This window comes from Streptomyces sp. NBC_01216, from assembly GCF_035994945.1.
Classification (GTDB): domain Bacteria; phylum Actinomycetota; class Actinomycetes; order Streptomycetales; family Streptomycetaceae; genus Streptomyces.
Map to the genome: position 1 here is coordinate 3036111 of NZ_CP108677.1, position 26722 is coordinate 3062832.

General features: G+C 72.8%; 22 protein-coding genes. 4 read left to right on the top strand and 18 right to left on the bottom strand.

Annotated elements, in window-relative coordinates:
- Positions 1-9: 9 nt before the first annotated feature.
- The 4 genes from OG393_RS13130 to OG393_RS13145 form a co-directional block, all read right to left on the bottom strand.
- A complete protein-coding gene (locus OG393_RS13130) occupies positions 10-741 on the bottom strand; it encodes an SDR family NAD(P)-dependent oxidoreductase (protein WP_327374841.1) in 732 nt (243 codons plus the stop codon).
- Positions 738-1490, bottom strand: coding sequence for a hypothetical protein (locus tag OG393_RS13135; RefSeq protein ID WP_327374842.1), 753 nt, complete (start codon positions 1488-1490; stop codon positions 738-740). Before OG393_RS13135 ends, OG393_RS13130 begins: the two co-directional genes overlap by 4 nt.
- 45 nt (positions 1491-1535) lie before the next feature.
- Complete coding sequence (locus OG393_RS13140; RefSeq protein WP_327374843.1) at positions 1536-2762, bottom strand: transaldolase family protein; 1227 nt, start codon at positions 2760-2762, stop codon at positions 1536-1538.
- Between the two features lie 116 nt (positions 2763-2878).
- Positions 2879-3562 (bottom strand): HAD-IA family hydrolase, encoded by a 684-nt coding sequence (locus OG393_RS13145; protein WP_327374844.1) that lies wholly within the window; start codon positions 3560-3562, stop codon positions 2879-2881.
- Positions 3563-3901: 339 nt separating this feature from the next.
- Between OG393_RS13145 and OG393_RS13150 the strand changes: the two genes are divergently transcribed.
- Positions 3902-4726, top strand: a complete 825-nt coding sequence (locus tag OG393_RS13150) for an AfsR/SARP family transcriptional regulator (RefSeq protein WP_327374845.1) — start codon at positions 3902-3904, stop codon at positions 4724-4726.
- A gap of 84 nt (positions 4727-4810) precedes the next feature.
- On the opposite strand, the gene OG393_RS13155 is transcribed toward OG393_RS13150, so the two are convergent.
- A complete protein-coding gene (locus tag OG393_RS13155) occupies positions 4811-5644 on the bottom strand; it encodes an alpha/beta fold hydrolase (RefSeq protein WP_327374846.1) in 834 nt (277 codons plus the stop codon).
- Positions 5645-5801: 157 nt separating this feature from the next.
- Positions 5802-6443 carry a pyridoxamine 5'-phosphate oxidase gene (pdxH, locus tag OG393_RS13160; RefSeq protein WP_327378412.1) on the bottom strand — a complete coding sequence of 214 codons (642 nt, stop codon included), beginning with the start codon at positions 6441-6443 and terminating at the stop codon, positions 5802-5804.
- A gap of 216 nt (positions 6444-6659) precedes the next feature.
- Here pdxH and OG393_RS13165 point away from each other — a divergent pair, with 216 nt between their 5' ends.
- On the top strand, positions 6660-7769 hold the full coding sequence (locus OG393_RS13165) for a citrate synthase 2 (protein ID WP_327374847.1): 1110 nt from the start codon (positions 6660-6662) through the stop codon (positions 7767-7769).
- A gap of 74 nt (positions 7770-7843) precedes the next feature.
- Here OG393_RS13165 and OG393_RS13170 read toward each other — a convergent pair whose 3' ends face one another.
- From OG393_RS13170 to OG393_RS13215, 10 genes are all read right to left on the bottom strand, one after another.
- On the bottom strand, positions 7844-8917 hold the full coding sequence (locus OG393_RS13170; protein ID WP_327374848.1) for an isopenicillin N synthase family dioxygenase: 1074 nt from the start codon (positions 8915-8917) through the stop codon (positions 7844-7846).
- Between the two features lie 222 nt (positions 8918-9139).
- Positions 9140-9751, bottom strand: coding sequence for a TetR/AcrR family transcriptional regulator (locus OG393_RS13175; RefSeq protein ID WP_327374849.1), 612 nt, complete (start codon positions 9749-9751; stop codon positions 9140-9142).
- Positions 9739-10461, bottom strand: a complete 723-nt coding sequence (locus tag OG393_RS13180) for an enoyl-CoA hydratase family protein (protein WP_327374850.1) — start codon at positions 10459-10461, stop codon at positions 9739-9741. Before OG393_RS13180 ends, OG393_RS13175 begins: the two co-directional genes overlap by 13 nt.
- The gene (locus tag OG393_RS13185; RefSeq protein ID WP_327374851.1) at positions 10458-12032 is read right to left on the bottom strand and encodes a 4-coumarate--CoA ligase family protein; all 1575 of its coding nucleotides are present in this window, start codon (positions 12030-12032) and stop codon (positions 10458-10460) included. The genes OG393_RS13180 and OG393_RS13185 overlap by 4 nt, the downstream gene beginning before the upstream one ends.
- Positions 12033-12079: 47 nt before the next feature.
- On the bottom strand, positions 12080-13216 hold the full coding sequence (locus OG393_RS13190; protein ID WP_327374852.1) for an acyl-CoA dehydrogenase family protein: 1137 nt from the start codon (positions 13214-13216) through the stop codon (positions 12080-12082).
- Complete coding sequence (locus OG393_RS13195) at positions 13213-15141, bottom strand: acetyl/propionyl/methylcrotonyl-CoA carboxylase subunit alpha (RefSeq protein WP_327374853.1); 1929 nt, start codon at positions 15139-15141, stop codon at positions 13213-13215. The genes OG393_RS13190 and OG393_RS13195 overlap by 4 nt, the downstream gene beginning before the upstream one ends.
- Before the next feature lie 9 nt (positions 15142-15150).
- Positions 15151-16752 carry an acyl-CoA carboxylase subunit beta gene (locus OG393_RS13200; RefSeq protein WP_327374854.1) on the bottom strand — a complete coding sequence of 534 codons (1602 nt, stop codon included), beginning with the start codon at positions 16750-16752 and terminating at the stop codon, positions 15151-15153.
- Complete coding sequence (locus OG393_RS13205) at positions 16749-18446, bottom strand: acyclic terpene utilization AtuA family protein (protein WP_327374855.1); 1698 nt, start codon at positions 18444-18446, stop codon at positions 16749-16751. The genes OG393_RS13200 and OG393_RS13205 overlap by 4 nt, the downstream gene beginning before the upstream one ends.
- Positions 18443-19234 (bottom strand): TIGR03084 family metal-binding protein, encoded by a 792-nt coding sequence (locus OG393_RS13210; RefSeq protein WP_327374856.1) that lies wholly within the window; start codon positions 19232-19234, stop codon positions 18443-18445. Before OG393_RS13210 ends, OG393_RS13205 begins: the two co-directional genes overlap by 4 nt.
- Positions 19235-19387: 153 nt before the next feature.
- Positions 19388-20344 (bottom strand): EamA family transporter, encoded by a 957-nt coding sequence (locus tag OG393_RS13215; protein WP_442817301.1) that lies wholly within the window; start codon positions 20342-20344, stop codon positions 19388-19390.
- 137 nt (positions 20345-20481) lie between these two features.
- On the opposite strand from OG393_RS13215, the gene OG393_RS13220 reads away from it, so the two are divergent.
- Positions 20482-21339, top strand: a complete 858-nt coding sequence (locus tag OG393_RS13220; RefSeq protein ID WP_327374857.1) for a LysR family transcriptional regulator — start codon at positions 20482-20484, stop codon at positions 21337-21339.
- Positions 21340-21551: 212 nt separating this feature from the next.
- Here OG393_RS13220 and OG393_RS13225 read toward each other — a convergent pair whose 3' ends face one another.
- Positions 21552-24326 (bottom strand): FAD-binding and (Fe-S)-binding domain-containing protein, encoded by a 2775-nt coding sequence (locus OG393_RS13225; protein ID WP_327374858.1) that lies wholly within the window; start codon positions 24324-24326, stop codon positions 21552-21554.
- Positions 24327-24406: 80 nt separating this feature from the next.
- On the opposite strand from OG393_RS13225, the gene serC reads away from it, so the two are divergent.
- Positions 24407-25525: a phosphoserine transaminase gene (serC, locus tag OG393_RS13230; RefSeq protein ID WP_327374859.1), complete on the top strand. Its 1119-nt coding sequence runs from the start codon at positions 24407-24409 to the stop codon at positions 25523-25525.
- Between the two features lie 109 nt (positions 25526-25634).
- Here the strand turns inward: serC and OG393_RS13235 are convergent, their stop codons facing one another.
- A complete protein-coding gene (locus OG393_RS13235) occupies positions 25635-26663 on the bottom strand; it encodes a WD40 repeat domain-containing protein (RefSeq protein ID WP_327374860.1) in 1029 nt (342 codons plus the stop codon).
- Positions 26664-26722: the final 59 nt, after the last annotated feature.

The following is a 26722-nucleotide window of genomic DNA, read 5'->3' on the forward strand; positions in this document are numbered from 1 at the left end:
GTGTGGGGGTCAGCGTGGGTAGGAGCCGTTGTCGGCGCGGAGCAGGGCCCCGGTCAGCGTCCGGGACTCGTCGCTGAGCAGATAGGCGCACACGTCGGCCACGTACTCGGGGAGGATGTCGCCGTCGAGTTGCTCCTGGCGCTTGTACTCGGCGTAGCGGTAGGCCGGTATCCGGTCCGCGATGGCCGTGTTGACGATCAGGCCGGGCGAGACGACGTTGACCCGGATGTAGGGGGCGAAGTTCATGGCGTTGGACTTGGTGAGGCCGATGACGCCCGCCTTGACCGTGCCGTACAGGGCGTCGGAGCTGCCGACCTCACCCGCGACCGACGCCAGGTTGACGATGGCGCCGCGCCGTTCGGCCGGCAGCAGGTGACCGGCGAAGCGGCGGGAGAGCCACACCGGGCCTTTGATGTTGACCGCGATGACGCGCTCGATCGTGGCGTCGTCGTAGTCCTGGACCGGCTGTCCGAGGTAGAGGCCGGCGTTGTTGACGAGGCCGTCGACGTCCGGGTGGGTGGCGAGGACCTCGTCCATGAAGGTGTCACACGCGGCGTGCGAGGCGATGTCGGCGACGTGGGTGCGCAGGGCCCGGCCGCGGTGCTCGTCGGCGAGCGACTTCAGGCCCGGCTCGTCGATGTCGCAGGTGACGACGGTCTTGCCGGCGTCGAGCAGGCGGCCCACCAGGGCGCGTCCGACGCCGCCGGCTCCGCCGGTGACGATGACGGTGCCGACGCTCATCGGGTGACCTCCTCGGCCGGCCGCAGCCGGTACTGGTCCAGGTGTTCGTAGGCGGGACGGCAGGAGCGCTCGAACTCGCGCAGTTCGGGCCGTGTCTCGAAGGTGCAGCTGTAGTTGCGGCGCGGTGCGCCGAGGCCGGCGCTGGCGGCCACGTCGGTGTGCCAGCCGCTCCAGGTGGTCCATTCGGGCTGCTCGCCGGCGGACCAGTTCAGCGCCTCGGGCAGGAAGGGGATGCCGGCCGCGGCGCAGTAGGCGGCGATGGTGGCCTCGGGACGGGCGGCCAGGTCCGCCGCGTTCACGACCAGCGGCGCGGCGCCGGTCAGTTCGTGGACGAAGTCGAAGGTCCGGGCCAGCTCCGCGTATCCGAGGACCTCTCGGGTGAGCCCGGGGTGCACGGTGGCGTGCGAGAGGACGGCTTCGGCGGGGTCGCGGATCAGGAAGGTGTTGACCTGCCCGAGCAGATACTCGGGGTCCTTCAGCAGATGGTCGAGGCAGTGGTACGGGAAGTCCTTGTGGAACACCGGGCGTTCGAGCCGGGCGGACTCCATCATCGCCTTGACGTCCGGATAGGTGAGCGGATGGTCCGGGTCGGGGTTCTTGTGTGGAATGGCGGCACGTTCTTCGTGCATGAAGAAGACGTACGCGAATGCCTCGTGGAACACCTTGAAGTCGCCCCGCTCGATGAACGAGCGTTCCAGCGCGGTCGACATGGACCTGGGGTGGCTCCAGAGCGCGATGGACTGGTGCACGCGGCACCTCCTTCTGTGGGGGAATGCGCGGGGTGGGCGGACCGCTCAGGTCAGCAGGACGGGCCGCGCGGAGGCGGCGATGGTCTGGAACTGGTGCGCGACGAAGTCGATGAGTTTGCGGGTGTTCGTCATCACCTCGGCATAGGTCGAGACGAACGAGCCGTAGTGGGCGAACTCCTCCGGGCGCATCCCGGCCGGGTCGTAGGCCCGGTGGAAGGAGGGCAGCCAGAGCAGCTTCTCCAGGACCCGCGGGGGCACTTCCTGGGCGATGGCGCGGTCGTCGAAGACGGGCAGTTCGCTCTCCCGGCGCATCACGTCGGCCACGAAGCGGGGTTTGCAGGTGTAGGCGACGGCGCCGCCGGCGCTCTGTTCCAGGTGCATGCTCAGGGTGTTGCCGCCCGCGGTCGGATCGTCGGCCTCCAGGCTGGAGAGCAGCGGCTTGAGAGGGTGGCCGCCCTCCTGGATGAGGGCGTGGATGCGTTTGAGGATCGCGAGCTCGGCCCAGCGCACGTCGGTCCGGGAGAGTTCGATCTCGCGGATGGCGGCCTCGTAGCGGAGGTCGGTGTTGGCCCCGAAGCGTCCGATCATGTGGGTGAAGACCGCGCGCCACCGTGTCGTGTCGATGCCCTGGTCGTGTGCCTCCTTCAGGCCGGACTCGACCGCCTCGGCGCAGGCCGCGAACTGGGGAACGGTGTAGGACAGGGTGGAGTTGACGGAGATACCGCGGGCCACCAGTTTCCGGATGACCTCGTACCCCTGCTGGGTGCCCGGCACCTTCACCATCAGGTTCGGGGAGATCCGCGCGAGGCGGAGCGCCTGTTCCAGCATGAGGTCGGCGTGCAGCATGAACCGCGGGTCGAGCTGCCCGGAGACCCAGCCGTATCTTCCTTCGCTCGCCCGGAACATGGGCAGCATCTCGTGTGCCGCGCGGCGCAGGGCCTCCTCGTAGACCAGGGCGAAGGTGCTCTCCACGGTGGGGGTCGGCTGGTGCCGGATGAGCTCCCGGATCTCGCGGCGCCAGCCTTCGGGGGAGGCGAGGACGCTCTGGGCGACCAGGGAGGGGTTGGTCGTGATGCCACGGACCAGTGAACGGTCGGGCTCGGCCGGGCAGAGGAAGCGGTCGAGCTGTGCCCGCCAGCGTTCCCCGGTGTCCGGGTCGGGTGCGGTGGCCAGGTGGCGGTCGCGCCACAGGGGGAAGTCGAGGGGCGAGGAGTCCCACCAGATCTCCGCCGACCTGCCGACGCGCTGCAGCTCCTCAAGAACACGGGGCATGGGAAGGGAACCTTTCCGGCTCGGTTTCTCGGACCTGTCGGTGGGCCTGTGGCCGCGAGGCGTGACCATCCGGCCCCGCGCCGCCCGACGGGCTCTCAGGAGGAGGCGGGACGTGCTCAGTCACAGGCGGCTGCCCGGGCCGGGGTCGTGGTGATCCACCTGTCCAGCAGCCCGGGAAGTTCCTTCATCGAGCCGAAGACGACGGCCCCTTCGGCGGCCAGGGCCGCGGTCGTCCCGTTCTCCTCCGGCGCGTAGCCGAACACCGACATGCCGGCCGCGACGCCGGCCCGGACGCCCACCCGGCTGTCCTCGACCACCGCGCAGCGCTCGGCGGGTACGCCGAGGTCCGCCGCCGCGTGGAGGAAGAGTCCGGGGTCCGGCTTCCAGACGCCGACCTCGTACGCGCTGTAGACACGGTCCCGGAAGAAGGGCAGCAGACCGGTCAGTCCGAGGGTGTGGACGATCTTCTCGCGCGGGGCGCTGGACGCCGTGCAGAAGGGCAGTCCGAGGTCCTCGACGACGCGCTTCACATGGGGGACGGGCCGTAGTTCGGTGGCGAACAGGTCGGCCGTCCCGCCGCGGAACCGCGGGACGAAGTCGGCCGGCAGCGCCCTGCCCAGCCGTTCCTCCAGTTGCCCGACCCACTCGGCGACCTTGCGGCCCCGAATGAATGCGAGAGCCTGCCCGGCAGAGAAGTCGAGCCCCTCCGCCGCGACCATTTCGCGCATCACCCGGGCACTCAGCTTCTCACTGTCGACAAGAACTCCGTCGCAGTCAAATATGACCAGATGTTCCGTCATGGGAACCCTTACGTCGTCGTACGAATGGGTCCTTCGGCAGCTTCCAGCGCTTCTGCCTGCAGGATTCGAATCAAATCAAAGCGACCTATCGGCCCGCTCATTTCTCGATACCGCGGACAGGAAATGTGGTCAAATGTGCCAAATCGGGGCACGATTGACAGAGTCTCGGGGGCCATCTGGCCCCCCTGCTCACGCTGCCGTTAGATTCATTTCAGGTTCCACCCGGCGATCACCCCGATATCAAGGCTTCGTCCTCAATTCGCGTCGATCACCGCCGATCGGCGCCGATCGCCTTTTCCGTCAGATCCTTGGCCAGGTTTCTGCACGAAAGGGAGTTCAATGCAGTTCGGAGTCCTCGGTCCGCTCTCGTTCACGGAGGGCAGCGACTCTCTCCTGCCATCCGCCCCCAAGACCCGCCAACTCCTGGCACTCCTCGTACTCAACTCCGATTCCCTGGTCCCCCTGGACACCTGCGTCCAGGAACTCTGGGGCGAAGCGGTACCGCGCAGCGCGGTGCAGAGCGTCCACACACGGGTCTTCCAGATACGCCAGGCGCTGGCCGGCGGCCCTTCCGGGAGGACAGCGGAGGAGAGCAAGCGGATTCTGGAGACGCACTACCAGGGCTACTCGCTGCGTATGGCGGAGGGAGCGCTCGACCTTCATTCCCTCGACCGGCACCTGGCCGATTTCCGACAGGCGCAGTCCCGGAAGGACGACCTCGGCGTATCGTCCGCGCTACGTTCGATGCTCGGCCTGTGGCGTGGGCGGACCCTGCTCGACATTCCACAGGGGCCGCATATACAGGCGTACGCCACGGGGCTGGAAAACCTCCGCGCGACCGGACTGGAACAGTGCATCGACGCCGAATTGAGGCTGGGAATGCACCATCAGCTTCTCTCCGAACTCAGCACGCTCGTCTCCCGGCATCCGGTGCACGAGAACCTGCACGCCCAGTACATGATCGCGCTGTATCGGTCGGGCCGCACGACGCAGTCCCTGGAGACCTACCACCGGCTCCGCAGGGCGCTCGCGGACGAACTCGGCATCGCGCCGTCCCAGCGGATCAGACAGTTGCAGACGGCGGTGCTGGCCGAGAGCGCGGAGCTCGACGTGATGCCACCGGACCGGACGGGCCTTTCGCTCGACCTGATGGCGCCCCGCTGACGCGGCTCGGAACCCGTCGGGTGGTCTTCGGCCGGCAGGCTCTCAGACCCACCGGCCACGTCACCACGTCACACATCCTCGCTGTCAGCCGAGGTCGTGCAGGAAGGCGAGCAGCGCGCAGACGAGGGCGGCGGGGGCGTCCACCGGAACGAGGTGGCCCGCGTCGGGGATCACGGTGAGCCGCGCCCCGGGGATCACCGAGGCCAGTTCACGGGCCTTGGCCACGGGGATCCAGGTGTCCTCCGCACCCCAGCACACCGCGACCGGGATGTCGATCCGCGGGTACAGCGGCTGGATCTCGTCGGTGTACCGCTGATCGGCCTGCGCGATCTGCCGGTAGAAGGCGGCCTGGCCCTCCGCGTCCGACCAGGGCGCGGCCAGCCCTTCGGCCACGTCCGCGCGCAGCCCCGGAAAGCTCGCCGAACCGATGTACTCGCGCACCAGCGCGCGGTGCAGGGCGGGCGGAAGCTGTTCGAAGACCTCGGCGTGGCCGCCCACGAGACGGAAGAACGGCGAACCCCAGGGGGCGAGGGCGACGGGGTCGACGAGCGCCAGGCCCCGGTAGGCGGCCTTGTGGAGCAGGTGCGCCCGGAGCGCGACGGCGCCGCCGAAGTCATGCGCGACGACGGCGGGGGCGGTCAGCTCCCAGTGGTCGAGCAGCCGGGCGAACACCTCGCCCTGCGCCGCCAGGGAGACGTCCTGCCCCGGGTGTTTCGCGGAGGCCCCGTAGCCCGGCATGTCCCAGACGAACACCTGGTACCGCCCGGCGAGCGCACGGGCGATCTCCTGCCAGACGAACGAGGAGAACGGCGTGCCGTGCAGCAGCACGACGGGCTCCGCGTCCGGTGGTCCCAGCCGGCCCCACCGGACCGTGCCGGAGGTACTGCTGAAGCTCTCGTCCAACTGCCAGCCGGCCACTGCCTGATCCCTTCGGCGTTCTGGTCGTCCGGCCATTCTCCACGGACCGCGCGTCCCGCCGGCGGGACGCGGGTGCGGGGCGGCCGGGAGCGGCGGATCAGAGCCCGTCGGATGGCCTCCGACCGGGCGGTCACAGGCCACCCGACGGGCTCTCGGCTCAGGGCGAGAGGCGTTCCACCCGCCATTCCCCGGCGTCCCCGGCGTTCCCGGTCCGGACGTACCGCAGCCGGTCGTGCAGGCGGTTCTCGTGGCCCTGCCAGAACTCGACCGTCTCGGGGACGACGCGGAATCCGCCCCACTGCGGCGGCACCGGCACCTGATCCCGCTCGGGGTGGCGGGCGGCCAGTTCCTCGTAGCGGGCGAGCAGCTCCTCGCGGGAGTCGATCACCGAGGACTGCCGGCTGGCCCACGCGCCGAGCTGGGAGCCGTGCGGACGGGTGCGGAAGTAGGCGGTCGTCTCGTCCCGGCCGGTGCGGGCCGCGCGGCCGGTGACGATGACCTGGCGGGCCAGCGGGTGCCAGGGGAAGAGCAGCGCGACGTACGGGTTGGCCGTCAGCTCGGCGCCCTTGCGGGAGAGGTAGTTGGTGTAGAAGACGAACCCGGCCTCGTCGTAGTGCTTGAGCAGCACCGTGCGCGAGGACGGGCGGCCGTCGGGGGTCGCGGTCGAGACGACCATCGCGTTGGGTTCGTGGATCGCCGGGCTGTCGGCGGTCTCCTTGAACCAGCGCGTGAACTGTTCGACCGGTTCGGGGGCGAGGTCGCTCACCGTCAGCTGGGGCGTGCGGTACTGCTCGCGCATGTCGGCGGGGTCGAGAGCATCGGTCACGGGTTCATCCTGCCGCAGGCCGTAGTCTGCCCGGCACCGTGTACCGCCAATCCTCCGTAGCCGGATCGGCGCAGTGTGCCGGATGTCACGCTTCCCCGCATCATCGGAACCGTACAGACTCTTCCGCTGGATGACTGTTACTTCCCGACCAATACCCGGATGATTGATCATCGATAGAGGAGCCGCCTGATGTCCGACTTCGTACCCGGACTCGAGGGAGTCGTCGCGTTCGAAACGGAGATCGCCGAACCGGACAAGGAGGGCGGCGCGCTCCGGTACCGCGGCGTCGACATCGAGGATCTGGTCGGCCACGTCTCGTTCGGGAATGTCTGGGGCCTGCTGGTCGACGGGGCGTTCGACCCCGGTCTGCCGGCCGCCGAGCCCTTCCCCATCCCGGTGCACTCCGGTGACATCCGGGTCGACGTCCAGTCCGCGCTCGCCATGCTCGCGCCGGTCTGGGGTCTCAAACCGCTGTTGGACATCGACGCCGAGCAGGCCCGTGAGGACCTGGCCCGGGCGGCGGTCATGGCACTGTCCTACGTCGCCCAGTCGGCCCGCGGCCAGGGCCTGCCGATGGTGCCGCAGAGCGAGATCGACAAGGCGGAGTCGGTCGTCGAGCGGTTCATGATCCGCTGGCGCGGCGAGCCCGACCCCCGGCACGTCAAGGCCGTCGACGCCTACTGGACGTCCGCCGCGGAGCACGGCATGAACGCCTCCACCTTCACCGCCCGGGTCATCGCCTCCACCGGCGCCGACGTGGCCGCCGCGCTCTCCGGGGCCGTGGGTGCCATGTCCGGCCCGCTGCACGGCGGCGCCCCGTCCCGGGTCCTCGGCATGATCGAGGAGATCGAGCGGACCGGTGACGCCGTGGCCTACGTGAAGAAGGCCCTCGACAAGGGCGAGCGTCTGATGGGCTTCGGCCACCGCGTGTACCGCGCGGAGGACCCGCGCGCCCGGGTGCTGCGCCGTACGGCCAGGGAACTGGACGCGCCGCGCTACGAGGTGGCGGCGGCGCTGGAGAAGGCCGCGCTGGAGGAGCTGCACGCCCGTCGCCCGGACCGGGTCCTGGCGACGAACGTGGAGTTCTGGGCGGCGATCATGCTCGACTTCGCCGAGGTTCCGGCGCACATGTTCACCTCGATGTTCACCTGCGCCCGGACGGCCGGCTGGTCGGCGCACATCCTGGAGCAGAAGCGCACGGGCCGCCTGGTGCGTCCCTCGGCGCGCTACACCGGCCCGAGCCGCCGCGACCCCGGCGAGATCGCCGGCTACGCGGACCTGGCCTCCTTCGCGGGCTGAGAACGGCCCCGGTCACCCGGCTCCCGTGCCGCTCCCGGGCGGCACGGGACCGCCGGGGTCGACCGCGGCCCCGGTCAGCTGGCGGTCGACAGCGGACGGCCCCGCGAGGCCGCCAGCCGCGGGTGGTGGCGGGCCGCGACCGACGGGTGGGCGCGCAGCTTCCCCTTGAGCTCGTTGAGGCCGTACTCGGCGAACAGCGGGTTCGCGGGGTCCGCCGTGACCCCGGGCGCGGCGGACGCGTGCGGAAAGCGCAGCGGGACGATCCGGGCGTCGAGCCGCGGGTTGTAGAAGAACGGGACGGAGAAGCGTTCCGTCGCGCCGGGCGGGGAGACCACCCGGTGCTTGGTGGCGACGAGGTAGCCGTCGGTCGCGACCTCGAGGAGTTCGCCGAGGTTGACGACGAAGGCGCCGGGCAGCGGCGGCACGTCCTGGTAGACGCCGCCCGCGCGCTCCGGCCCGGAGTCGGCGCCGACCGCCGGTCCGCCCCGCTCGACCTGGAGGCCGCCGACGCGGTCCTGCAGGAGCAGGGTCAGGAAGCCGTAGTCCTTGTGCGCGCCGACGCCCTGGCCGGCGCCGTCGCCCGCGCTGCCGGGGTAGCGCACCAGCTTGAGGTGCGGGTGCGCGCGGGGCCCGAAGATGTCGTCGTAGAAGTCGGCGCGGGCACCGATCGAGGCGAGCAGCTCGTGCAGCAGCCGTTCGGCGACCCCGCTGAGCCGCTCGACCCAGTTCAGCGCGGCGGCCCGCAGTTCGGGCAGGGCGGCGGGCCACTGGTTGGGGCCCTGGAGCCACCAGTAGGGGGGCTCTCCGGGGCCGGGGACGTGCGCGGGGCGTTCGGCGCCGATGTCGAGCTGGTCGCGCCAGTCGCGGGAACCGCCGGTACGTTCGTCTCCGACGCGGGTGTAGCCGCGGAAGTGCGGCGAGTTGATGTTGTCGACGGCGAGCCGGTCGGTCTCCGGCAGGGCGAAGAAGGCGCGCATGGCGGAGGTGAGCGCCGTGGTCTCCGCCTCGGTGACGCCGTGCCCCACCAGCTGGAAGAAGCCCACGTCATGAGCGGCGCTGTGGAGCTGGGCGTGCAGCAGACGCCGGGCCTGGGGGCCGCGGTCGGCGGCGGCGAGGTCGACGATGGGGAGCTGGGAGGTGTGCGTCATGGTGTGCGTCCGCGGGGTGTACGGGAGCCCGTGGCGCCGGCCGGGCGGGGCGGGGGCCTCGGGCGCCGCCTGAAGGGGGCTCGCCCCGTGGGGGGCGTCCGGGTCAGGCGGTGCGACGACAGCCCGTGCTCGTGACGCGGAGGAAGTCCACGTGGCGGCGGCGTACGAGCGACAGCATGGAACCAGCGTACTGCGGTGCCGGCGGTACGGATGTGGTCCGGGTCACCGTTCCCGCTCCCCCGCCGGCCGCGGAGGCCGGCCGAGTGCCTCGTCCAGCAGCGCGGCCCACTGCGCGACGACCCGTTCGCGCCGGGCCCGGTCGTCCGTGAGGAGGGTCGCCAGGCCGAGGCCACGTGCCATGTCGAGCAGGCCCTGGACCGTCTCGCGGACGCCGGGGACCGACTCGTCGGCGCCCAGCAGCGCGACCGCGATGCGATGCGACTCGCGGCCGACACGGGCCTCCAGCTCGGACACCCGGTCCCGCAGCTGGTCCTCGTTGGAGGCGGCGACCCACAGCTGGAGAGCGGCGCGGAACAACGGGCCCGTGTAGAGGTCGACGACGGCCGCGACGACCTGCGGGCGGCTCTGGACGGGCAGGGTGCGCAGCGCCTGGGAACGTTCCTCCGCCACGTACTCGACGGCCGCGGTGAACAGGTCCTCGCGGGTCGGGAAGTGGTGCTGGGCGGCGCCGCGCGAGACCCCGGCGCGCTCGGCCACCACGGAGACGGTGGAGCCCGCCCAGCCGTGTTCGGCCAGGCAGGACACCGCCGCCTCCAGGAGTCGCTGCCGGGTCGCCCGGCTGCGGTCCTGCTTCGGAGGGGTCACCACACCCATTCGGGGTCCCGTCGTTCGAGGAAGGCCGTCATCCCCTCGCGCGCCTCGGCGGAGGCGAACAGCGTCGCGGAGCGCCGGACCAGCTCCTCCGCGTCGCGTTCGAAGGTCTCCAGGACTCTAGCCGCGACCAGCCGCTTCGACTCGGCCAGTCCCTGCGGTGACCCCTTGCGCAGTCCGTCCAGGATGCCGTCCAGGTCCTCGTCCGAGGCCGTGACCAGGCCCATCCGGATCGCCTCGGCCGGCCCGAAACGCTCGCCGGTGAGGTAGTACCGCGCCGCCGCCCGCTGCTCCAGCTTCGGCAGCAGGGTGAGCGAGATGACGGCCGGCGCCACCCCGATCCGGACCTCGGTGAGGGCGAAGTCCGCCGTCTCGGAGGCGACGACCAGGTCGCAGGCGCCCAGCAGGCCGAGACCGCCGGCCCGGGCGTGCCCCCGTACGACGCCCACGACGGGCTTCGGCAGTTCGACCAGCTGCCGCAGCAGCGCCACGAAGGTGTACGGGTTCGGCGGGGCCTTCAGGTCCGCGCCCGCGCTGAAGGTGGACCCGGTGTGCGCCAGCACCACCGCCCGGACTCCCGGGTCCTTCCCGCAGGCCGTCAGCGCCGCCGCGAGCTCGGCGACGAGGGCCGCCGAGAGCGCGTTGCGGTTGGCGGGCGAGTCGAGGGTCAGGGTCGTGATGCCGCGCTCACAGGCGGCGGTTACCAGGGTCATGCGCCTTCTCGCTCCCTCAGTTCGCGGCGCAGGATCTTCCCCGACGCGGCCCGCGGGACCGTGTCGACGAACTCCACCCGCCGGATCTTCTTGTACGGGGCCACCTTCCCGGCCACGAAGTCGGTCACCTCCCTCGCCGACAGTTCCTCCGCGCCCGCCTGCCGGACGACGTACGCCTTCGGGATCTCGTTGCCGTCCTCGTCGTACACGCCGATCACGGCCGCGTCCGCGACGCCCTGGTGGGTCAGCAGCAGCGCTTCCAGTTCGGCCGGGGCGACCTGGAAGCCCTTGTACTTGATGAGTTCCTTGACCCGGTCGACGACGAAGAGCCAGCCGTCCTCGTCGACCCGGCCGACGTCCCCGGTGCGCACCCAGCCTTCGGCGTCGATCATGGCGGCGGTGGCGTCGGGCCGGCCCAGATAACCCTTCATGACCTGCGGGCCGCGGATCGCTATCTCACCCTCCTCGCCGACGGCCGCGTCCCGGGCCGGGTCCGCCAGTGAGACCAGCCTCATCTCGGTGGACGGGAGGAGCTTGCCGACCGTCCCGGGCGGCGGGGCCGGGGCCCGCAGCGGCACGACGTGCGTGCCGGGCGAGAGTTCCGTCATGCCGTACGCCTGCCGGATCGGGGGCAGCTTCAGCCGCTCCGAGCAGGCCCGCGCGAGGGCTCCGTCCAGCGGGGCGGCGGAGCAGACGATGTACCTCAGGGACGACAGGTCGTACCGTGCGACCGACGGGTGCTTGGCCAGGGCGAGGACGATCGGCGGGGCGACGTACAGGGCGTTGATGCGGTGCTTCTCGATCGCCGCGAGGAACTCGTCGAGGTCGAAGCGCGGCAGTACGACGACCGCGGCTCCCTTGCGCAGCGGGGCGTTCATCAGCGCGGTGAGGCCGTAGATGTGGAAGAACGGCAGCACGGCGAGGATGCGGTCACCCGGACCCATCGGGATGAGGGGTTCGAGCTGGGCCAGGTTGGTGGCGATCGAACGGTGGGTGAGCATCACTCCCTTGGGGACTCCGGTGGTGCCGGAGGAGTAGGGGAGCGCGGCGATGTCCTCGTCCGGGTCGATGGGGACCTCCGGCTCGGGCGCTTGGGTGCCCAGCATCGCCTGGAGGGAGCGGTGCCCCTCGGCCCGGTCGCAGACGAGGATCTCCTCGACGCCGCCGGCCAGCCGGGCGGCGTGGCGGGCGGCGTCGAGGAGCGGGGAGACGGTGACGATCCAGCGGGCCCCGCAGTCCCGCAGCTGCTTGGCGAACTCCTCCGGCGTGGACAGCGGATGGACGGTGGTGACGGAGGCGCCGGCGCGGGAGGCGGCGTAGAACGCGACCGGGAAGAGCACGGTGTTGGGGCTGTGCAGGGCGAGGACGTCTCCCTTGCGCAGCCCCGCCTCGGCCAGGCCCGCGGCGATCCGCCGGTGGAACAGGTCGACCTGGGCGTAGGACAGGGTGGTGCCGCCGTTCCCGTCGATCAGGGCGGGCAGGTCGCCCCGTTCGGCTGCGTGCCCGAGGACGGCCTCGTGGATGGGCTGGGAGACGGCCGGGACATCCGCGTACTCGCTGAGAAACACCATGGCTTGACCCCTTGGGTTGCGGACAGTGTTCGCCAGAATCGCGCGTGTCAGTACGACTTGGGGAGACCCAGGGACTGATGGGACACGTAGTTGAGGATCATTTCCCGGCTGACCGGCGCGATCCGGGCGACCCGGGAGGCCGCGATGAGGCGGGCGAGGCCGTACTCCCGGGTGAGGCCGTTCCCGCCGAGGGTGTGCACGGCCTGGTCGACGGCCTTCACGCATGCCTCGGCGGCGGCGTACTTGGCCATGTTGGCGGCCTCCCCCGCGCCGGCGTCGTCGCCCGCGTCGTAGAGGTGGGCGGCCTTGCCCATCATCAGCCGGGCGAGTTCCAGCTCGATGTGGGCCTGCGCCAGCGGGTGGGCGACGGCCTGGTGGGCGCCGATCGGCGCCTTCCACACCTGGCGCTCCTTGGCGTAGCGGACGGCCTGGGCGAGGGCGTAGCGGCCCATGCCGATGGCGAACGCGGCGGTCATGATCCGCTCGGGGTTGAGTCCGGCGAACAGCTGCAGCAGTCCGGCGTCCTCCTCGCCGACCAGTGCCTCCGCGGGTAGCCGCACGTCGTCCAGGGTCAGCTCGAACTGCTTCTCCTGGGCGTCGAGTTCCATGTCGATCCGCCGGCGGCCGAAGCCGGGGGTGTCGCGCGGGACGACGAAGAGGCAGGGCTTGAGGTTGCCGGTGCGGGCATCGGCGGTACGGCCCACGATGAGGGTGGCGTCGGCGATGTCGACCCCGGAGACGAAGACCTTGCGGCCGGTCAGGACCCAGCCCCGCTCGGTCCGGGTCGCGGTGGTGGTGATGCGGTGCGAGTTGGAGCCGGCGTCGGGTTCGGTGATGCCGAAGGCCATGGTGCGGCTGCCGTCGGCGAGACCGGGCAGCCACTCCCGCTTCTGTTCCGCGGTGCCGAACCTGGCGATGACCGTGCCGCAGATGGCGGGCGAGACGATCATCATCAACAGGGGGGCGCCGGCCGCGCCCGCCTCCTCCAGGACGATGGAGAGTTCGGCGATGCCGCCGCCCCCGCCGCCGTACTCCTCGGGCAGGTTCACGCCGAGGTAGCCGAGTTTGCCGGCCTCGGCCCACAGCGTGGCCCGGTCGAAGCCCTGGCCGTGGCGGTGGCCCAGGGCGGAGACGGCGGCGCGCAGGGCGGTGTGCTCGGCGGTCTCGACGATGGTTCCGGTCATCGCTCTTCCTCCTGTGCTTCGTGCTGGACGACGGCGAGAAGTGCACCGACCTCGACCTGGCGGCCGGGGACGGCGTGGAGCGTGGTGAGCGTGCCGGAGGCGGGAGCGACGACGCGGTGCTCCATCTTCATGGCCTCCAGCCAGAGCAGCGGCTGCCCGGCGGTGACGGTGTCACCGACGGCCAGGCCCTCGGCGACGCGGACGACGGTGCCGGGCATGGGCGCGAGCAGGGAGCCGGGTTCCCGCTGCGCGGTGGGGTCGGGGAAGCGGGGGCGGGCGGTGAGCCGGTGCGGTCCGGCGTGGACGGTGTCCCCGTGCCGGACGACCTCGAAGTCCCTGACGACTCCCCCGATGTCGAGCCGGACACGGTCGGGGGCGACGTCGACGGCGCGGACGCCCTCGGGCGCGAGGATCTCGTACCCGCCGCCCCGGGCGGGCCGGTAGCGGACCTCGTGGTCCCCGTACGTCCGCCGCTGGTCCTGCGAGGGCACGTTGCGCCAGGCGCCGCCGAAGCGTCCGCGGCTGCCGGCCGCCTCCGCGAGCGCGGCGGCCACCGCGGCGTACGCCTCGCCGGGCAGCGGGCGGGTCAGTTCGGCCAGGTTCCGCTCGTAGAAGCCGGTGTCGAGGCGCCGTTCGTCGTGGAAGTCGGGGTGCCGCAGCGAGGCGACCAGCAGGTCCCGGTTGGTGACGGGTCCGTGGATCCGCGCCCGGGACAGGGCGTGCGCGAGGCGACGCACGGCCTCGGCGCGGGTGGGCGCGTGCGCGACGACCTTGGCGAGCAGGGCGTCGTAGTGCACGCCGACGGCGTCGCCGGAGGCGTACCCGCTGTCGACGCGGAGCCGGGCCCCGGCCGCGGCGTCCGGGAAGCCGGTGCCCCGCCGGCCGCCCTCGCGGTCGCCGTCCGTGAGGTCCAGAGTGTGCAGGACGCCGGTCTGCGGGGCCCAGTCCCGCGCAGGGTCCTCCGCGTAGAGGCGGGCCTCGACCGCGTGCCCCCGGGCGGCCGGCGGCTCGGCGGGGAGCGGGGCGCCCTCGGCGACGGCGAGCTGGAGCGCGACCAGGTCCACCCCGAAGACGGCCTCGGTCACCGGGTGTTCGACCTGGAGGCGGGTGTTCATCTCCAGGAAGTGCGCCCGGCCGTCCGCCACCAGGAACTCGACCGTGCCCGCGCCGACGTAGCCGACCGCCTTGGCCGCGGTCACCGCCCGCTCGTGGAGTTCGGCGGCCAGCGCGGGCGGCAGGCCGGGTGCCGGGGCCTCCTCGACGACCTTCTGGTGACGGCGCTGGAGCGAGCAGTCGCGGGTGCCGAGCGCCCATACCGTGCCGTGCGCGTCGGACAGGATCTGCACCTCGACGTGCCGGCCGTTCTCGACGTACGGCTCGACGAACACCTCCCCGTCTCCGAAGGCGCTCGCCGCCTCCGCCGACGCCGCGGCCATCTCGCCTTCCAGGGCGGCCAGTTCGCGGACGATCCGCATACCCCGGCCGCCGCCGCCCGCCGCCGCCTTGACCAGTACCGGCAGGTCCGCCTCGGTCACCTCGGCGAGCGGGGCGACACCGAGGAGTTCCTTCGCCCGCGTCTTCGACGCCATCGCCTCGATCGCGGCCGGCGGCGGTCCGATCCAGATCAGTCCGGCGTCGGCCACCGACCGGGCGAACTCGGCGTTCTCCGAGAGGAAGCCGTATCCCGGATGCACCGCGTCCGCGCCGGCCGCCAGGGCCGCCTTCACCACCAGGTCGCCCCGCAGGTACGTCTCCGCGGGTGTCGCCCCCGGCAGCCGTACCGCCGTGTCGGCCTCCCGGACATGCAGCGCGGAGCGGTCCGCGTCCGCGTACACGGCCACCGTCGCGATGCCCCGATCACGGCAGGTGCGGAACACCCGGCAGGCGATCTCCCCGCGGTTGGCGACAAGTACCGACTGAATCATCGCAGTGCCTCACATTCGGAAGACGCCGAAGCCGCCGCGCGCGCCCTCGACCGGTGCCGTGTGGATCGCGGACAGGCACAGCCCGAGGACCGTGCGGGTGTCGCGGGGGTCGATGACGCCGTCGTCGTACAGCCGCCCGGACAGGAACATCGGCAGCGACTCGGACTCGATCTGGGCCTCGACCATCGCGCGCAGCCCCGCGTCCGCCTCGTCGTCGTACGGCTGTCCCTTCGCCGCGGCGGCGGCCCGCGCGACGATCGACAGCACGCCGGCCAGCTGCTGGGGCCCCATGACCGCCGACTTGGCGCTCGGCCAGGCGAACAGGAACCGCGGGTCGTACGCCCGTCCGCACATGCCGTAGTGCCCGGCGCCGTAGGAGGCCCCCATCAGCACGCTCAGATGCGGGACCCGGCTGTTCGCCACCGCGTTGATCATCATCGCGCCGTGCTTGATGATGCCGCCCTGCTCGTACTCCTTGCCCACCATGTAGCCGGTGGTGTTGTGCAGGAAGACGAGCGGGATGTCCCGCTGGTCGGCCAGCTGGACGAACTGGGCCGCCTTCTGCGACTCGGCGGAGAAGAGCACGCCCTGAGCGTTGGCGAGGACGCCCACCGGATACCCGTGCAGCGAGGCCCAGCCGGTCACCAGGCTCGGCCCGTACAGCGGCTTGAACTCGTCGAAGTCCGAGCCGTCCACGATCCGCGCGATCACCTCGCGCGGATCGAACGGCGTCTTCAGGTCGCCCGGCACGATGCCGAGCAGCTCGTCCTCGTCGTACCTCGGCGGCTGTGCCGGTCCCACCGGGTCGGGGTGCGCCTTGCGGTGGTTGAGCCGGGCCACGATCCGCCGCGCCTGGCGCAGGGCGTCGGTCTCGTCGACGGCGTAGTGGTCGGCGAGGCCGGAGGTCCGGGCGTGCATGGCGGCGCCGCCGAGCGACTCGTCGTCGCTCTCCTCGCCCGTCGCCATCCTCACCAGCGGCGGACCGCCGAGGAAGACCTTCGACCGCTCCTTGATCATGACGGTGTGGTCGGACATGCCCGGGACGTACGCGCCGCCGGCGGTGGAGTTGCCGAAGACGACGGCGATCGTCGGGATGCCGGCCGCCGACAGCCGGGTGAGGTCGCGGAACAGCGCCCCGCCGGGGATGAATATCTCCTTCTGCGACGGCAGATCGGCGCCGCCGGACTCGACCAGCGAGATGACCGGCAGCCGGTTGGCGTAGGCGATCTCGTTGGCGCGCAGCGCCTTCTTCAGCGTCCACGGGTTGGAGGCCCCGCCGCGCACGGTCGGATCGTTGGCGGTGATCAGGCACTCGACGCCCTCGACCACCCCGATGCCCGTCACCAGCGACGCGCCGACGGGATAGTCGCTGCCCCAGGCGGCGAGCGGCGACAGTTCCAGGAAGGGCGTGTCCGGGTCGACCAGCAGCTCGATCCGCTCCCGGGCGAGCAGTTTGCCGCGCGCCCGGTGCCGGGCGACGTACTTCTCGCCGCCGCCCGCGAGCGCCTTCGCGTGCTCGGTGTGCAGGGCGGCGAGCTTGTCCAGCATGGCGGCGCGGTGCGCCGCGTAGTCGGGTCCGCCGGTGTCGAGGGCGGAGGCGAGAACGGTCACGGCTGTTCCTCCAGTAGGTCCACCGGGATGTCCAGGTGGCGCGAGCGGAGCCACTCGCCCAGCGCCTTGGCCTGCGGGTCGAATCGGGCCTGGGAGGCGACGCCCTCGCCGAGGAGCCCGGTGACGACGAAGTTCACCGCCCGCAGTCCGGGCAGGACGTGACGGACGACGGTCAGGCCGGCGGTCTCCGGCAGCAGGACGCGCAGGCGCTCCACGGTGAGGGTGTGGACCAGCCAGCGCCAGGCCGCGTCGGACCGGACCCAGAGACCGATGTTGGCGTCTCCGCCCTTGTCGCCGCTGCGGGCGCCCGCGACCCGGCCGAGCGGGGCCCTGCGCACCGGGCCCGCCACCGGCGGCGGGGGCGGCGCGGGCTCCGGCACCGGCTCCAGGGCCCGGGTCCGGCCGGGCGCGGGGACGGCGAGCCGTGTCCCGTCGGGGAGGACGGCGGTGTGCGGGACGTCGTTGGCCGGTACGTACGTCGCCTCGAACACGCCGTAGGGGGCGCCCTTGCCGGGCGGGGCGGTGACGTGGAAGCCGGGGTAGCTGCCGAGGGCGAGCTCGATGGCGGCGCCGGTCAGCGCGCGGCCGACGGCCCGCGGGTCAGGGTCGCGGACGACGAGTCGCAGCAGGGCGCTCGCGGTCTCCTCGGTGTCCGCGTCGGCGCGGTCGGTGCGGGCGAGTTCCCAGCGCACGTCGGCGGGACGTGCCGCGGCGCGTGCGAAGGCGTCCTCGATCTGGTCCCGGACGAGCCGTGCCTTCTCCTCGATGTCGAGGCCGGTGAGAACGAACACGACCTCGTTGCGGAAGCCGCCGAGCCGGTTGAGTCCGACCTTGAGCGTGGGCGGCGGGGCCTCGCCGCGCACACCGGTGATCGCTACCCGGTCGGGCCCGTCCTGGGCGAGCCGTACGGTGTCCAGCCGGGCGGTCGCGTCGGGGCCGGCGTAGCGGGCTCCGCCCGTCTCGTAGAGCAGTTGCGCGGTCACGGTGCCGATGTCGACGCGTCCGCCGGTGCCGGGGTGCTTGGTCACGACCGAGCTGCCGTCGGCATGGATCTCGGCGAGCGGGAAGCCGGGACGGCGCACGTCGGCGGTGCGGAAGAAGGCGTAGTTGCCCCCGGTGGCCTGCGTGCCGCACTCCAGGACGTGCCCGGCCACGACCGCGCCCGCCAGCTTGTCGTGCCAGTCCGGGTCCTCGGGGGTCCAGCCGAACCGCCACTGCGCCGGTCCGGTGACGAGGGCGGCGTCGGTGACCCGGCCGGTGACGACGACGTCCGCACCGGCCTGGAGGCAGGCGGCGATCCCGGCGCCGCCGAGGTAGGCGTTGGCGGTCAGCACACCGTCGGCGGCGGGCAGCGCGTCCCCCTCGACGTGCGCGATCCGGGTCGGCAGTCCGAGCCGTTCCGCCAGGGCGCGCAGCGCGTCGGCGAGCCCGGCGGGGTGGAGGCCCCCGGCGTTCGTGACGATCCGGACGCCGCGCTCGTGGGCGAGACCGAGACCGTCCTCCATCTGCCGCAGGAAGGTCCTGGCGTATCCGGCGTCGGGGTTCTTGAGGCGGTCGCGGCCGAGGATGAGCAGGGTGAGTTCGGCGAGGTAGTCGCCGGTGAGCACGTCGAGTGCACCGCCGGTGAGCATCTCACGCACGGCGTCGAAACGGTCGCCGTAGAAGCCCGAGGCGTTGCCGATGCGGAGGATCACCGGCGCTCTCCCCGGGCCCGGCCGGTCCCGGGGGGCCCGGCGAACGCCTGGGCGAGGGAGAGCCACCGCTCGGCGTCGGGTCCCTCGGCGGTGAGGCCGGTGTCGGCCCGGTGCGCCCGCTGGGTGACCAGGAGGCAGAAGTCGAGGGCGGAACCGGTGATCCGCTGGGCGGCGTCGGCGGGCCCGTAGGCCCACTCCTCGCCGTCGGGGGCGAGGAGTTCGATCCGGAACGGTTCGGCCGGAGGGGTGAGCCCGCGGACGAGATAGGCGTAGTCGCGCGCCCGGACGCCGATCCAGGCCACGTGCCGCAGCCGGGCGCCGGGCTCGCGCACGACCCCGAGGGCGTCGGCGACGTCCTGTCCGTGGGCCCAGGTCTCCATGAGGCGCGCGGTCCCCATCGAGGTGGCGCTCATGGGCGGCCCGTACCAGGGGAAGCGGGCCCCGGGCGGGGCCGCGCGGAGGACGTCCTGCAGCTGTTCCCGGCCGGTGCGCCAGCGCCGCAGGAGGTCGGCGGGCGGCAGCGCGGCGCCCTCCCGGGCTCCGGCGTCGACGAAGCCGTCGGGGTCGGCGAGGGCCTTCCCGGTCTCGGCGGCGAACCCGGCGGGGTCGGTCGCGGCGAGCAGGGCCGCCCGGTCCGTCCAGGCGAGATGGGCGATCTGATGGGCGACGGTCCAGCCGGCCGCGGGGGTCGGCTTCGTCCATCCCGCCTCGCTCAGTCCTCGGACGAGCCGGTCGACTTCTTCGCTCTCACTGCGCAGATCGTCGAGGACGACGACGGGGTCGGACACGGTGCGCTCCTCTCGGGGCACGGGCGAACCACGGGCGTGTGCCGAGGAGCATGGCAGCGACCAAGGAAACAATCAAGCGTGCTTGCTTGAGATTTCCGGCCGTTCCTTCGCGCCGCGCGGAGCGAGAGCCGCGGAGGCGGACTCCCGGTGCCCCTACCCCCGCGCGGTCGGGGCCGCGCGCTTCGCCTGGGTACGGACGGCACCCATGCTCGCCGCGATGACCAGCGCGATCGCCAGCGCGTCGGCCGCCGACAGGGCCTGGCTCAGGACGAGGAAGCCCGCGGTCGCGGCGATGGCGGGCTCCAGGCTCATCAGGATCGCGAAGGTGGGTGCGGGCAGCCTGCGCAGGGCGAGGAGTTCGAGGGTGTACGGGAGGACGGAGGACATCAGCGCGACGGCCAGGCCCAGGCCGATCGTGGACGGCACGAGCAGCGCGCCGCCCGCCTCGACGATGCCGAACGGCAGGGACAGCACGGCGCCGAACGCCATGGCGAGCGCCAGCCCGTCCGCCTTCGGGAAGCGCCGCCCCGTACGGGCGCTGAACACGATGTACGTCGCCCACATCGCACCCGCGGCCAGCGCGAACGCGGCACCCAGCGGATCGAGCCGGCCGAATCCGCCTCCGCCGAGCAGGGCGACGCCGCCGAGGGCGAGGCCCGCCCACAGCAGGTTCATCAGCCGGCGTGAGGCGATCACCGACAGGAGCAGCGGGCCGAGGACCTCCAGGGTGACCGCGGCGCCGAGCGGGATACGGGCGGCGGACTGGTAGAAGAGCATGTTCATCCCGGCCATCGCGGCACCGAAGGCGAGGACGGTGCCCCAGTCGGCGCGACGGTAGCCGCGGACACCGGGGCGGCAGACGACGAGCAGCACGGCGGCGGCGAGGACGAGGCGCAGCGTGACGACACCGAGGGCCCCGGCGCGCGGCATGAGCAGGACGGCCACGGCGGACCCGAACTGCACGGACAGCCCGCCGGTGACGACGAGGGCGACGGGTCCGAGGCGGGAGGCGGGACCGCCCGTGCCGGGCGCGGCGCCGGCGGCCTCCCCCGACACGGAGGCGGTCTCGGGCAGGGAGACGGCGGCGATGTCCTTGACCGGGCTGTCCACCGACCCACTCCCTCAGTTCACTGAAATGCACTTCGAGTCCAGAATAATATACTCTCGGCGCGAGCTCCGCATCTCACGCTACGGGCCCCCGCGCGCCACGTGAAATACCGATTGGGCTGCGGTTATTCTCCGGACGCATGGGTCTTGAGCTGCGTCACCTGCGTGCCTTCCTCGCCATCGCCGACGAGGGCAACGTGACCAGAGCCGCGGCCCGCCTCCATCTCACCCAGCCCGCCGTCTCCCGCACCCTCGCGGCTCTGGAGACCCACCTCGGGGCGCGCCTCGTCGACCGGTCCACCCATCACCTCGCCCTCACCGCGGAGGGCCGCGCCTTCCGCGACCGGGCCGCCTCCGCCGTGGCCGCCTTCGACGCGGCCGTGGACCCGGCGCGCCTGCGCCACCGGCCCCTGCGCCTCGGCCACGCCTGGGCGGCGTTCGGCCGCTACACGACCCCCCTGCTGCGCCGGTGGCAGCGCGAGCACCCCGACATCCCGCTGGAACTCCTGCGGGTGGACGACCGCACGGCCGGTCTCGTACGCGGCGAAGTGGACGCCGCGCTGCTGCGCGGTCCGGTGGACGCCCCGGGGCTGGCGACGGAGCGGCTGACCACCGAACGCCGGGTGGCCGCGCTCCCGGCGGACAGCCCCCTGGGCGGCCGCGACGTCCTGGGCCTGGCCGACCTCGCCGGCGAGACCGTCGTCCTCAACACGGTCTCCGGAACGACGGGCCTCGACCTGTGGCCGGCCGAGGCGCGTCCCGCCGCCACGCTCACCGTCGCGAACACGGACGACTGGCTCACCGCGATCGCGGCGGGCCGGGGCATCGGTGTCTCCGCGGCCTCGACGGCCGCGATGCACCCGCACCCGGGGGTGGTGTACCGCCCGCTGGCGGACGCGCCCCCCGTCCATGTCGTCCTGGCCTGGCGTGACGCGTCCCCGCACCCGGCGACGGGACTGCTGGTGGCCCTGGCCCACGAGGTCACACGGGAGGAGTGAGCCGCGCCCCGCCCGGCCGCTCCCGGGCCGGCTCCCGGGCGGTGGCTCCCGCCGCCCGGCGACGGTTGCCGGTCCCACCGCTCCCTACACGGGCACCTCCGCCCCGCCGGGAACGGGGCGCCATGGCCCGGGACGGAAGACGTCCGCCACCGCCGGCACGCGCCGGCAGGTCCCTCCGGTGCGGACCGCCCCACCCGGTACGTCCGGCTCGTTCACTCCACCCCGTCCGCGCGGTCCGTCCCGTCGGACCGGTGCGACCCGCCCTGGCCGTCCCGCTCGCCGGGGCCGCCGGCGCGACGCTCGTCGTGCAGCGCCTCCGCCAGGACCTCCGCCAGGTGTCGGCCCCGACGCTCCGACAGATGGGCCAGTTGGGTACGGCAGGAGAAGCCGTCCGCCAGGATCACCGCGTCCTCGCCGGCGGCCCGCACCGACGGGAGCAGCCGCTCCTCCGCGCAGGCCACCGAGACCTCGTAATGCCCCTTCTCGAAGCCGAAGTCGCCGGCCAGGCCACAGCAGCCGCCGCTCAGTTCACCCGTGAGACCGGCCCGCTCCCGCAGGCGCCGGTCCGCCGCGTCGCCCAGGACCGCGTGCTGGTGGCAGTGGGTCTGGCCCGCGACCTCGCGGTCCAGGCGCGGCGGGCGCCAGTCCGGCGCGCACTCCTCCAGGGCCTCCGCGAAGGTCCGCACGGAGGCCGCCAGCCGGGCCGCCCGAGGGTCGTCCGCCAGGAGTTCCGGCAGGTCGGTACGGAGGGTGGCCGCGCAGGAGGGTTCGAGGACGACCACCGGCCGGTCCGGCCCCTCGCCCAGCGCGTCCAGGGTCCGGCGCATCACCCCGCGCGCTCGGTCGAGCTGGCCCGTGGAGACGTAGGTGAGGCCGCAGCAGACCCGCCCCGGCGGCAGCCCCACCCGCACCCCCGCCGCGTCCAGCACCCGGACCGCGGCCCGGCCGACCTCCGGGGCCAGGTGGTTGGTGAAGGTGTCGGGCCACATCAGCACGTCCGACGGTGCGCCGAGCCGTGCCCCGAACCACGACACGAAGGTCCGCGGCGCGACCCTCGGCAGCGGACGCCGCGGCGTCACGCCCGCCAGCCACGCCGAGAAGGGCAGCACCCGTGCCACGTTCAGCAGCGGGCCCGCCCAGCGCAGCCACTGCGGCAGCCGGCCCATGGTGACGTGCGACCAGGGCCGCCGGCGCTCCTCGTAGTAGCGGTGCAGGAACTCCGCCTTGTACGAGGCCATGTCCACGCCCACCGGGCAGTCGCTGCGACACCCCTTGCACGACAGGCACAGGTCGAGCGCCTCGTACACCTCCTCGGAACGCCAGCCGTCGGTGATCACCTCGCCCAGCGCCATCTCGTGCAGCAGCCGCGCCCGGCCCCGCGTCGAGTGCCGCTCCTCACCGGTCGCCCGGTACGAGGGACACATCACGCTCTCGCCCTGCCCGGGGCCGTCCACCCGGCACTTGGCGACCCCGACGCAGCGGGCCGCCGCGGGCACGACGGGCAAGCCCTTGAACCGCAGATTCCGGTCGAGTCCGTCCGGGCGCACCAGCATGCCCGGGTTGAGGCCGCCCGCCGGGTCCCAGACGTCCTTGACCCGCCCGAACAGCCCGACGAGCTCGGGGCCGTACATCCTCGGCAGCAGCTCCGCCCGCGCCTGTCCGTCGCCGTGCTCGCCGGACAGCGAACCGCCGTGCGCCACCACGAGGTCGGCCACCGCCTCCGAGAAGCGCCGGAAATGCCGCACGCCCGCCGGTGTCCACAGGTCGAAGTCGATCCGGACGTGGACGCAACCCTCGCCGAAGTGGCCGTACGGCGTACCGCGCAGCCCGTACTCCCGCAGCAGCCGCCGGAACTCCCGCAGGTACTCCCCCAGCCGGGCGGGTGGTACCGCGCAGTCCTCCCAGCCCGGCCACGCCTCCTCGCCCGTCGGCATCCGGGTCGCCGTCCCGGCCGCGTCCTCGCGGAGCCGCCACAGGGCCCGCTGTCCGGCCGGGTCCGTCACCACGGCGGCGTCCAGCGCGTCCGCCGCCCGCACCAGCGCCCGCGCCGCCGCCTCCCCGTCCGTCTCGACGAACAGCCAGGCCCGGCCGCGCGGCAGTCCGGCGGCGTCCCTCACCAGGTCGGCCGCCATGCCCTCGACCGTCAGCGGCCGGTGCGCGAGGAGCCCCGCCGCGGCGTCGGCCGCCGCGCCCTCGTCCGGGTACCCGAGGACGGCGAGGACCGGTGAGGACGGCGCCCGCACCAGCCGTACCGTCGCCTCCGTGAGCACTCCGAGCGTGCCCTCGCTGCCGCAGTACGAACGGGCCACGTCCGCGCCCCGCTCCGGCAGCAGCGCGTCGAGCGCGTAGCCGGAGATCCGGCGCGGCAGGCCCTCGGGGTAGCCGGTGCGCAGCAGCCCCAGGTTCGCGCCGACCAGCTCCCGCAGTCCCTCCGGCGCGCCCCGCCAGTCCCGCCCGGGGCGCAGCCGTGTTCCCGCGTACGTCAGGACGTCGAGTTCCAGGACGTTGTCGGCGGTGGTGCCCCAGGCCACCGAGTGCGCGCCGCACGCGTTGTTGCCGATCATGCCGCCGAGGGTGCAGCGGCTGTGGGTGGACGGGTCGGGCCCGAAGGTCAGTCCGTGCGGGCGCGCCGCGTCCCGGAGCCGGTCCAGGACCACACCCGGCTGGACGACGGCGGTCCCGGCCACCGGATCCAGTGACACGATCGAACGCATGTGGCGGGTGAAGTCGAGAACCACGCCGGTGCCCGTCGCCTGGCCCGCGATCGAGGTGCCGCCGCCCCGTGCCACGACCGGCACCTCGTGGGCGCGGCAGACCGCGAGGACGGCCGCCACGTCCGCCGCGTCCCGCGGGGCGACCACACCCAGCGGGACCCGACGGTAGTTGGACGCGTCCATGGTCACGAGGGCCCGCGCTCCCGCGCTGAAGTCGACTTCTCCGCCGACGGCCCGCCGCAGTTCCTGAGCAAGATCCCCGGGTTCCACCATGGGGACAGAATGTCTCACCCGGTGTCTCATCCGGCGGACATCGTCCCTCGCCACCCGTCCGACCCGATACGCTCCGCCTCGTGGCTGAGATCCGGATTCCCGCTGACATCAAGCCCGCCGACGGCCGTTTCGGCGCGGGCCCCTCCAAGGTGCGTACGGAGGCGCTGGACGCCCTGGCCGCCACCGGCACCTCCCTCCTCGGTACGTCCCACCGCCAGGCCCCGGTCAAGAACCTGGTCGGCGAGGTACGCGCCGGAGTGCGCGACCTCTTCTCGCTGCCCGAGGGCTACGAGGTGATCCTGGGCAACGGCGGCTCGACCGCGTTCTGGGACATCGCGACCCACGGGCTCATCGAGAACAAGTCGCAGCACCTCACCTTCGGCGAGTTCTCGTCCAAGTTCGCGAAGGCGGCGAAGCTCGCCCCCTGGCTGGCGGAGCCGACCGTGATCGCCTCCGACCCGGGCACCCACCCGGAGCCGGTGGCCGAGGCGGGCGTCGACGTCTACGCGTACACCCACAACGAGACCTCCACCGGTGTCGCCGCGCCCGTCAGGCGGGTCGCGGGCGCCGACGAGGGTGCGCTGGTCCTGGTGGACGCCACCTCCGGCGCGGGCGGCCTGCCGGTCGACATCACCGAGTCGGACGTCTACTACTTCGCCCCGCAGAAGTCCTTCGCCGCCGACGGCGGCCTGTGGCTGGCGGCGTTCTCCCCGGCGGCCCTGGAGCGCGCGGCTCGTGTCCACGCCTCGGGCCGGCACATCCCGGAGTTCTTCTCCCTGCCGACGGCGATCGACAACTCGCTGAAGAACCAGACGTACAACACCCCCGCCCTGTCCACGCTGTTCCTGCTCGACGAGCAGCTGAAGTGGATCAACGGCCAGGGCGGTCTGGACTGGGCCGTGGCCCGCACCGGCGCTTCCTCGCAGGCGCTGTACGGCTGGGCCGAGGAGTCCAAGTACGCCTCCCCGTTCGTCACCGACGCGGCCAAGCGTTCGCAGGTCATCGGCACGATCGACTTCTCGGACGAGGTCGACGCCGCGGCGGTCGCCAAGACGCTGCGCGCCAACGGCATCGTCGACACCGAGCCCTACCGCAAGCTGGGCCGCAACCAGCTGCGGATCGCGATGTTCCCGGCGATCGACCCGGCGGACGTGCAGGCGCTGACCGCCTGCGTGGACTACGTCATCGAGCAGCTCTAGCGCTGCTCCGCGCACGTTCGTGGAGGGGTGTTGGGTCTGATCAGGCGGTCCTGAGTGGGTTGCCGTCGTAGGTCCACCTGTGTCGGCGATCTCGACGTTGTTCGCCGTGTCAGCGCCGACGCAGGAGCCGCTTGCCGCCGAGGACGAGCGCGGTGGCCGCGCCGAGCACCAGCACCCCCAGCGTGAAGTTTCCCTGTTCTCCCTGGCCGGCGCCCGCGCCGGAGCCCCCGGTCGCCGGTCCCGCGCCGGTGCCCCCGGACGGCCGCGCCTCGTCCTTACGCTCGACGTCGACCCGGACGACCCGGCTGTTCTTGCCCTCCGAGCCGAACATCAGCGCCGAGCCGTCCGCGGTGTACGTGACGGACTCGGCCTGACCTTGGAACGGCGCTCCCGGTGACGTGCCGTCACCTTCCGTCCGGCCGTTCCTCCAGTCGTAGACCCGGGCACTGAAGTACCCGCGCAGCGCGAGCCGTTCGCCGTCCGGGGAGAAGGCTCCGTCGGTGACCCAGGGCACCTCGCCGACCCGCCGGAACACGTTCGCACCGGCGGACGAGAGCTTCGCCGGACCCTCGTACAGGCCGCCGCCGCCCTCCCGTTTGCTGGCGATGTAGACCCGTCCGGTCTTCGGATGGACCATCAGCGCCTCGGCGTTGCGGGGCCCGTCCTCGTACGTCACGTCGTACTGCCGGGCCTGGACCGTCTGGTCCCCGAGCCGCTTCGGCTCGGGGAACCGGTAGATCCACACGTGGTCCCAGGAACCGTCGAGGTTGTCGCCGATGTCGCCGACGTAGAGGTCGCCGTCCGGGCCGATGGAGACGGCCTCCATGTCACGGGGCGTGCCGACGCCCTTCATGGTGAGGGTCGCGACCGTCTCGCCGGTACGGGAGTCGATGCCGTAGATCAGGGGAGCGTCCTGGTCGTTGTGCGTCCAGTAGACACCGGGGTGGAGACGGCTCGCGGCCAGTCCGCTGGACTCGGTGATCCGCGGGTCCTTGATCGTGAAGTCCCGGTCGGCCCCTTCCTCCGCCGGAGCCGCGGCGCCCGCGACGACCGCGTCCGCCCCGTGCGTGGCGGCGGCCGGTGTCGCCGCGAGCAGGACGAGGGCCGCCGTGGCGGTGGCGCGCAGAAACGATCGCATGATCCCAAGACTGCCACGACGGCGCGGAGGTGGTCCGGATCACGTCGCGGGCCGCCGTC

Bases quoted from the DNA above. Each gene is read 5' to 3' on its own strand.
- OG393_RS13130 (WP_327374841.1), bottom strand. From the start codon at position 741: ATGAGCGTCGGCACCGTCATCGTCACCGGCGGAGCCGGCGGCGTCGGA.
- OG393_RS13140 (WP_327374843.1), bottom strand. From the start codon at position 2,762: ATGCCCCGTGTTCTTGAGGAGCTGCAGCGCGTCGGCAGGTCGGCGGAG.
- OG393_RS13145 (WP_327374844.1), bottom strand. From the start codon at position 3,562: ATGACGGAACATCTGGTCATATTTGACTGCGACGGAGTTCTTGTCGAC.
- OG393_RS13150 (WP_327374845.1), top strand. From the start codon at position 3,902: ATGCAGTTCGGAGTCCTCGGTCCGCTCTCGTTCACGGAGGGCAGCGAC.
- pdxH (WP_327378412.1), bottom strand. From the start codon at position 6,443: ATGCGCGAGCAGTACCGCACGCCCCAGCTGACGGTGAGCGACCTCGCC.
- OG393_RS13165 (WP_327374847.1), top strand. From the start codon at position 6,660: ATGTCCGACTTCGTACCCGGACTCGAGGGAGTCGTCGCGTTCGAAACG.
- OG393_RS13170 (WP_327374848.1), bottom strand. From the start codon at position 8,917: ATGACGCACACCTCCCAGCTCCCCATCGTCGACCTCGCCGCCGCCGAC.
- OG393_RS13175 (WP_327374849.1), bottom strand. From the start codon at position 9,751: ATGGGTGTGGTGACCCCTCCGAAGCAGGACCGCAGCCGGGCGACCCGG.
- OG393_RS13180 (WP_327374850.1), bottom strand. From the start codon at position 10,461: ATGACCCTGGTAACCGCCGCCTGTGAGCGCGGCATCACGACCCTGACC.
- OG393_RS13185 (WP_327374851.1), bottom strand. From the start codon at position 12,032: ATGGTGTTTCTCAGCGAGTACGCGGATGTCCCGGCCGTCTCCCAGCCC.
- OG393_RS13190 (WP_327374852.1), bottom strand. From the start codon at position 13,216: ATGACCGGAACCATCGTCGAGACCGCCGAGCACACCGCCCTGCGCGCC.
- OG393_RS13195 (WP_327374853.1), bottom strand. From the start codon at position 15,141: ATGATTCAGTCGGTACTTGTCGCCAACCGCGGGGAGATCGCCTGCCGG.
- OG393_RS13220 (WP_327374857.1), top strand. From the start codon at position 20,482: ATGGGTCTTGAGCTGCGTCACCTGCGTGCCTTCCTCGCCATCGCCGAC.
- OG393_RS13225 (WP_327374858.1), bottom strand. From the start codon at position 24,326: ATGGTGGAACCCGGGGATCTTGCTCAGGAACTGCGGCGGGCCGTCGGC.
- OG393_RS13235 (WP_327374860.1), bottom strand. From the start codon at position 26,663: ATGCGATCGTTTCTGCGCGCCACCGCCACGGCGGCCCTCGTCCTGCTC.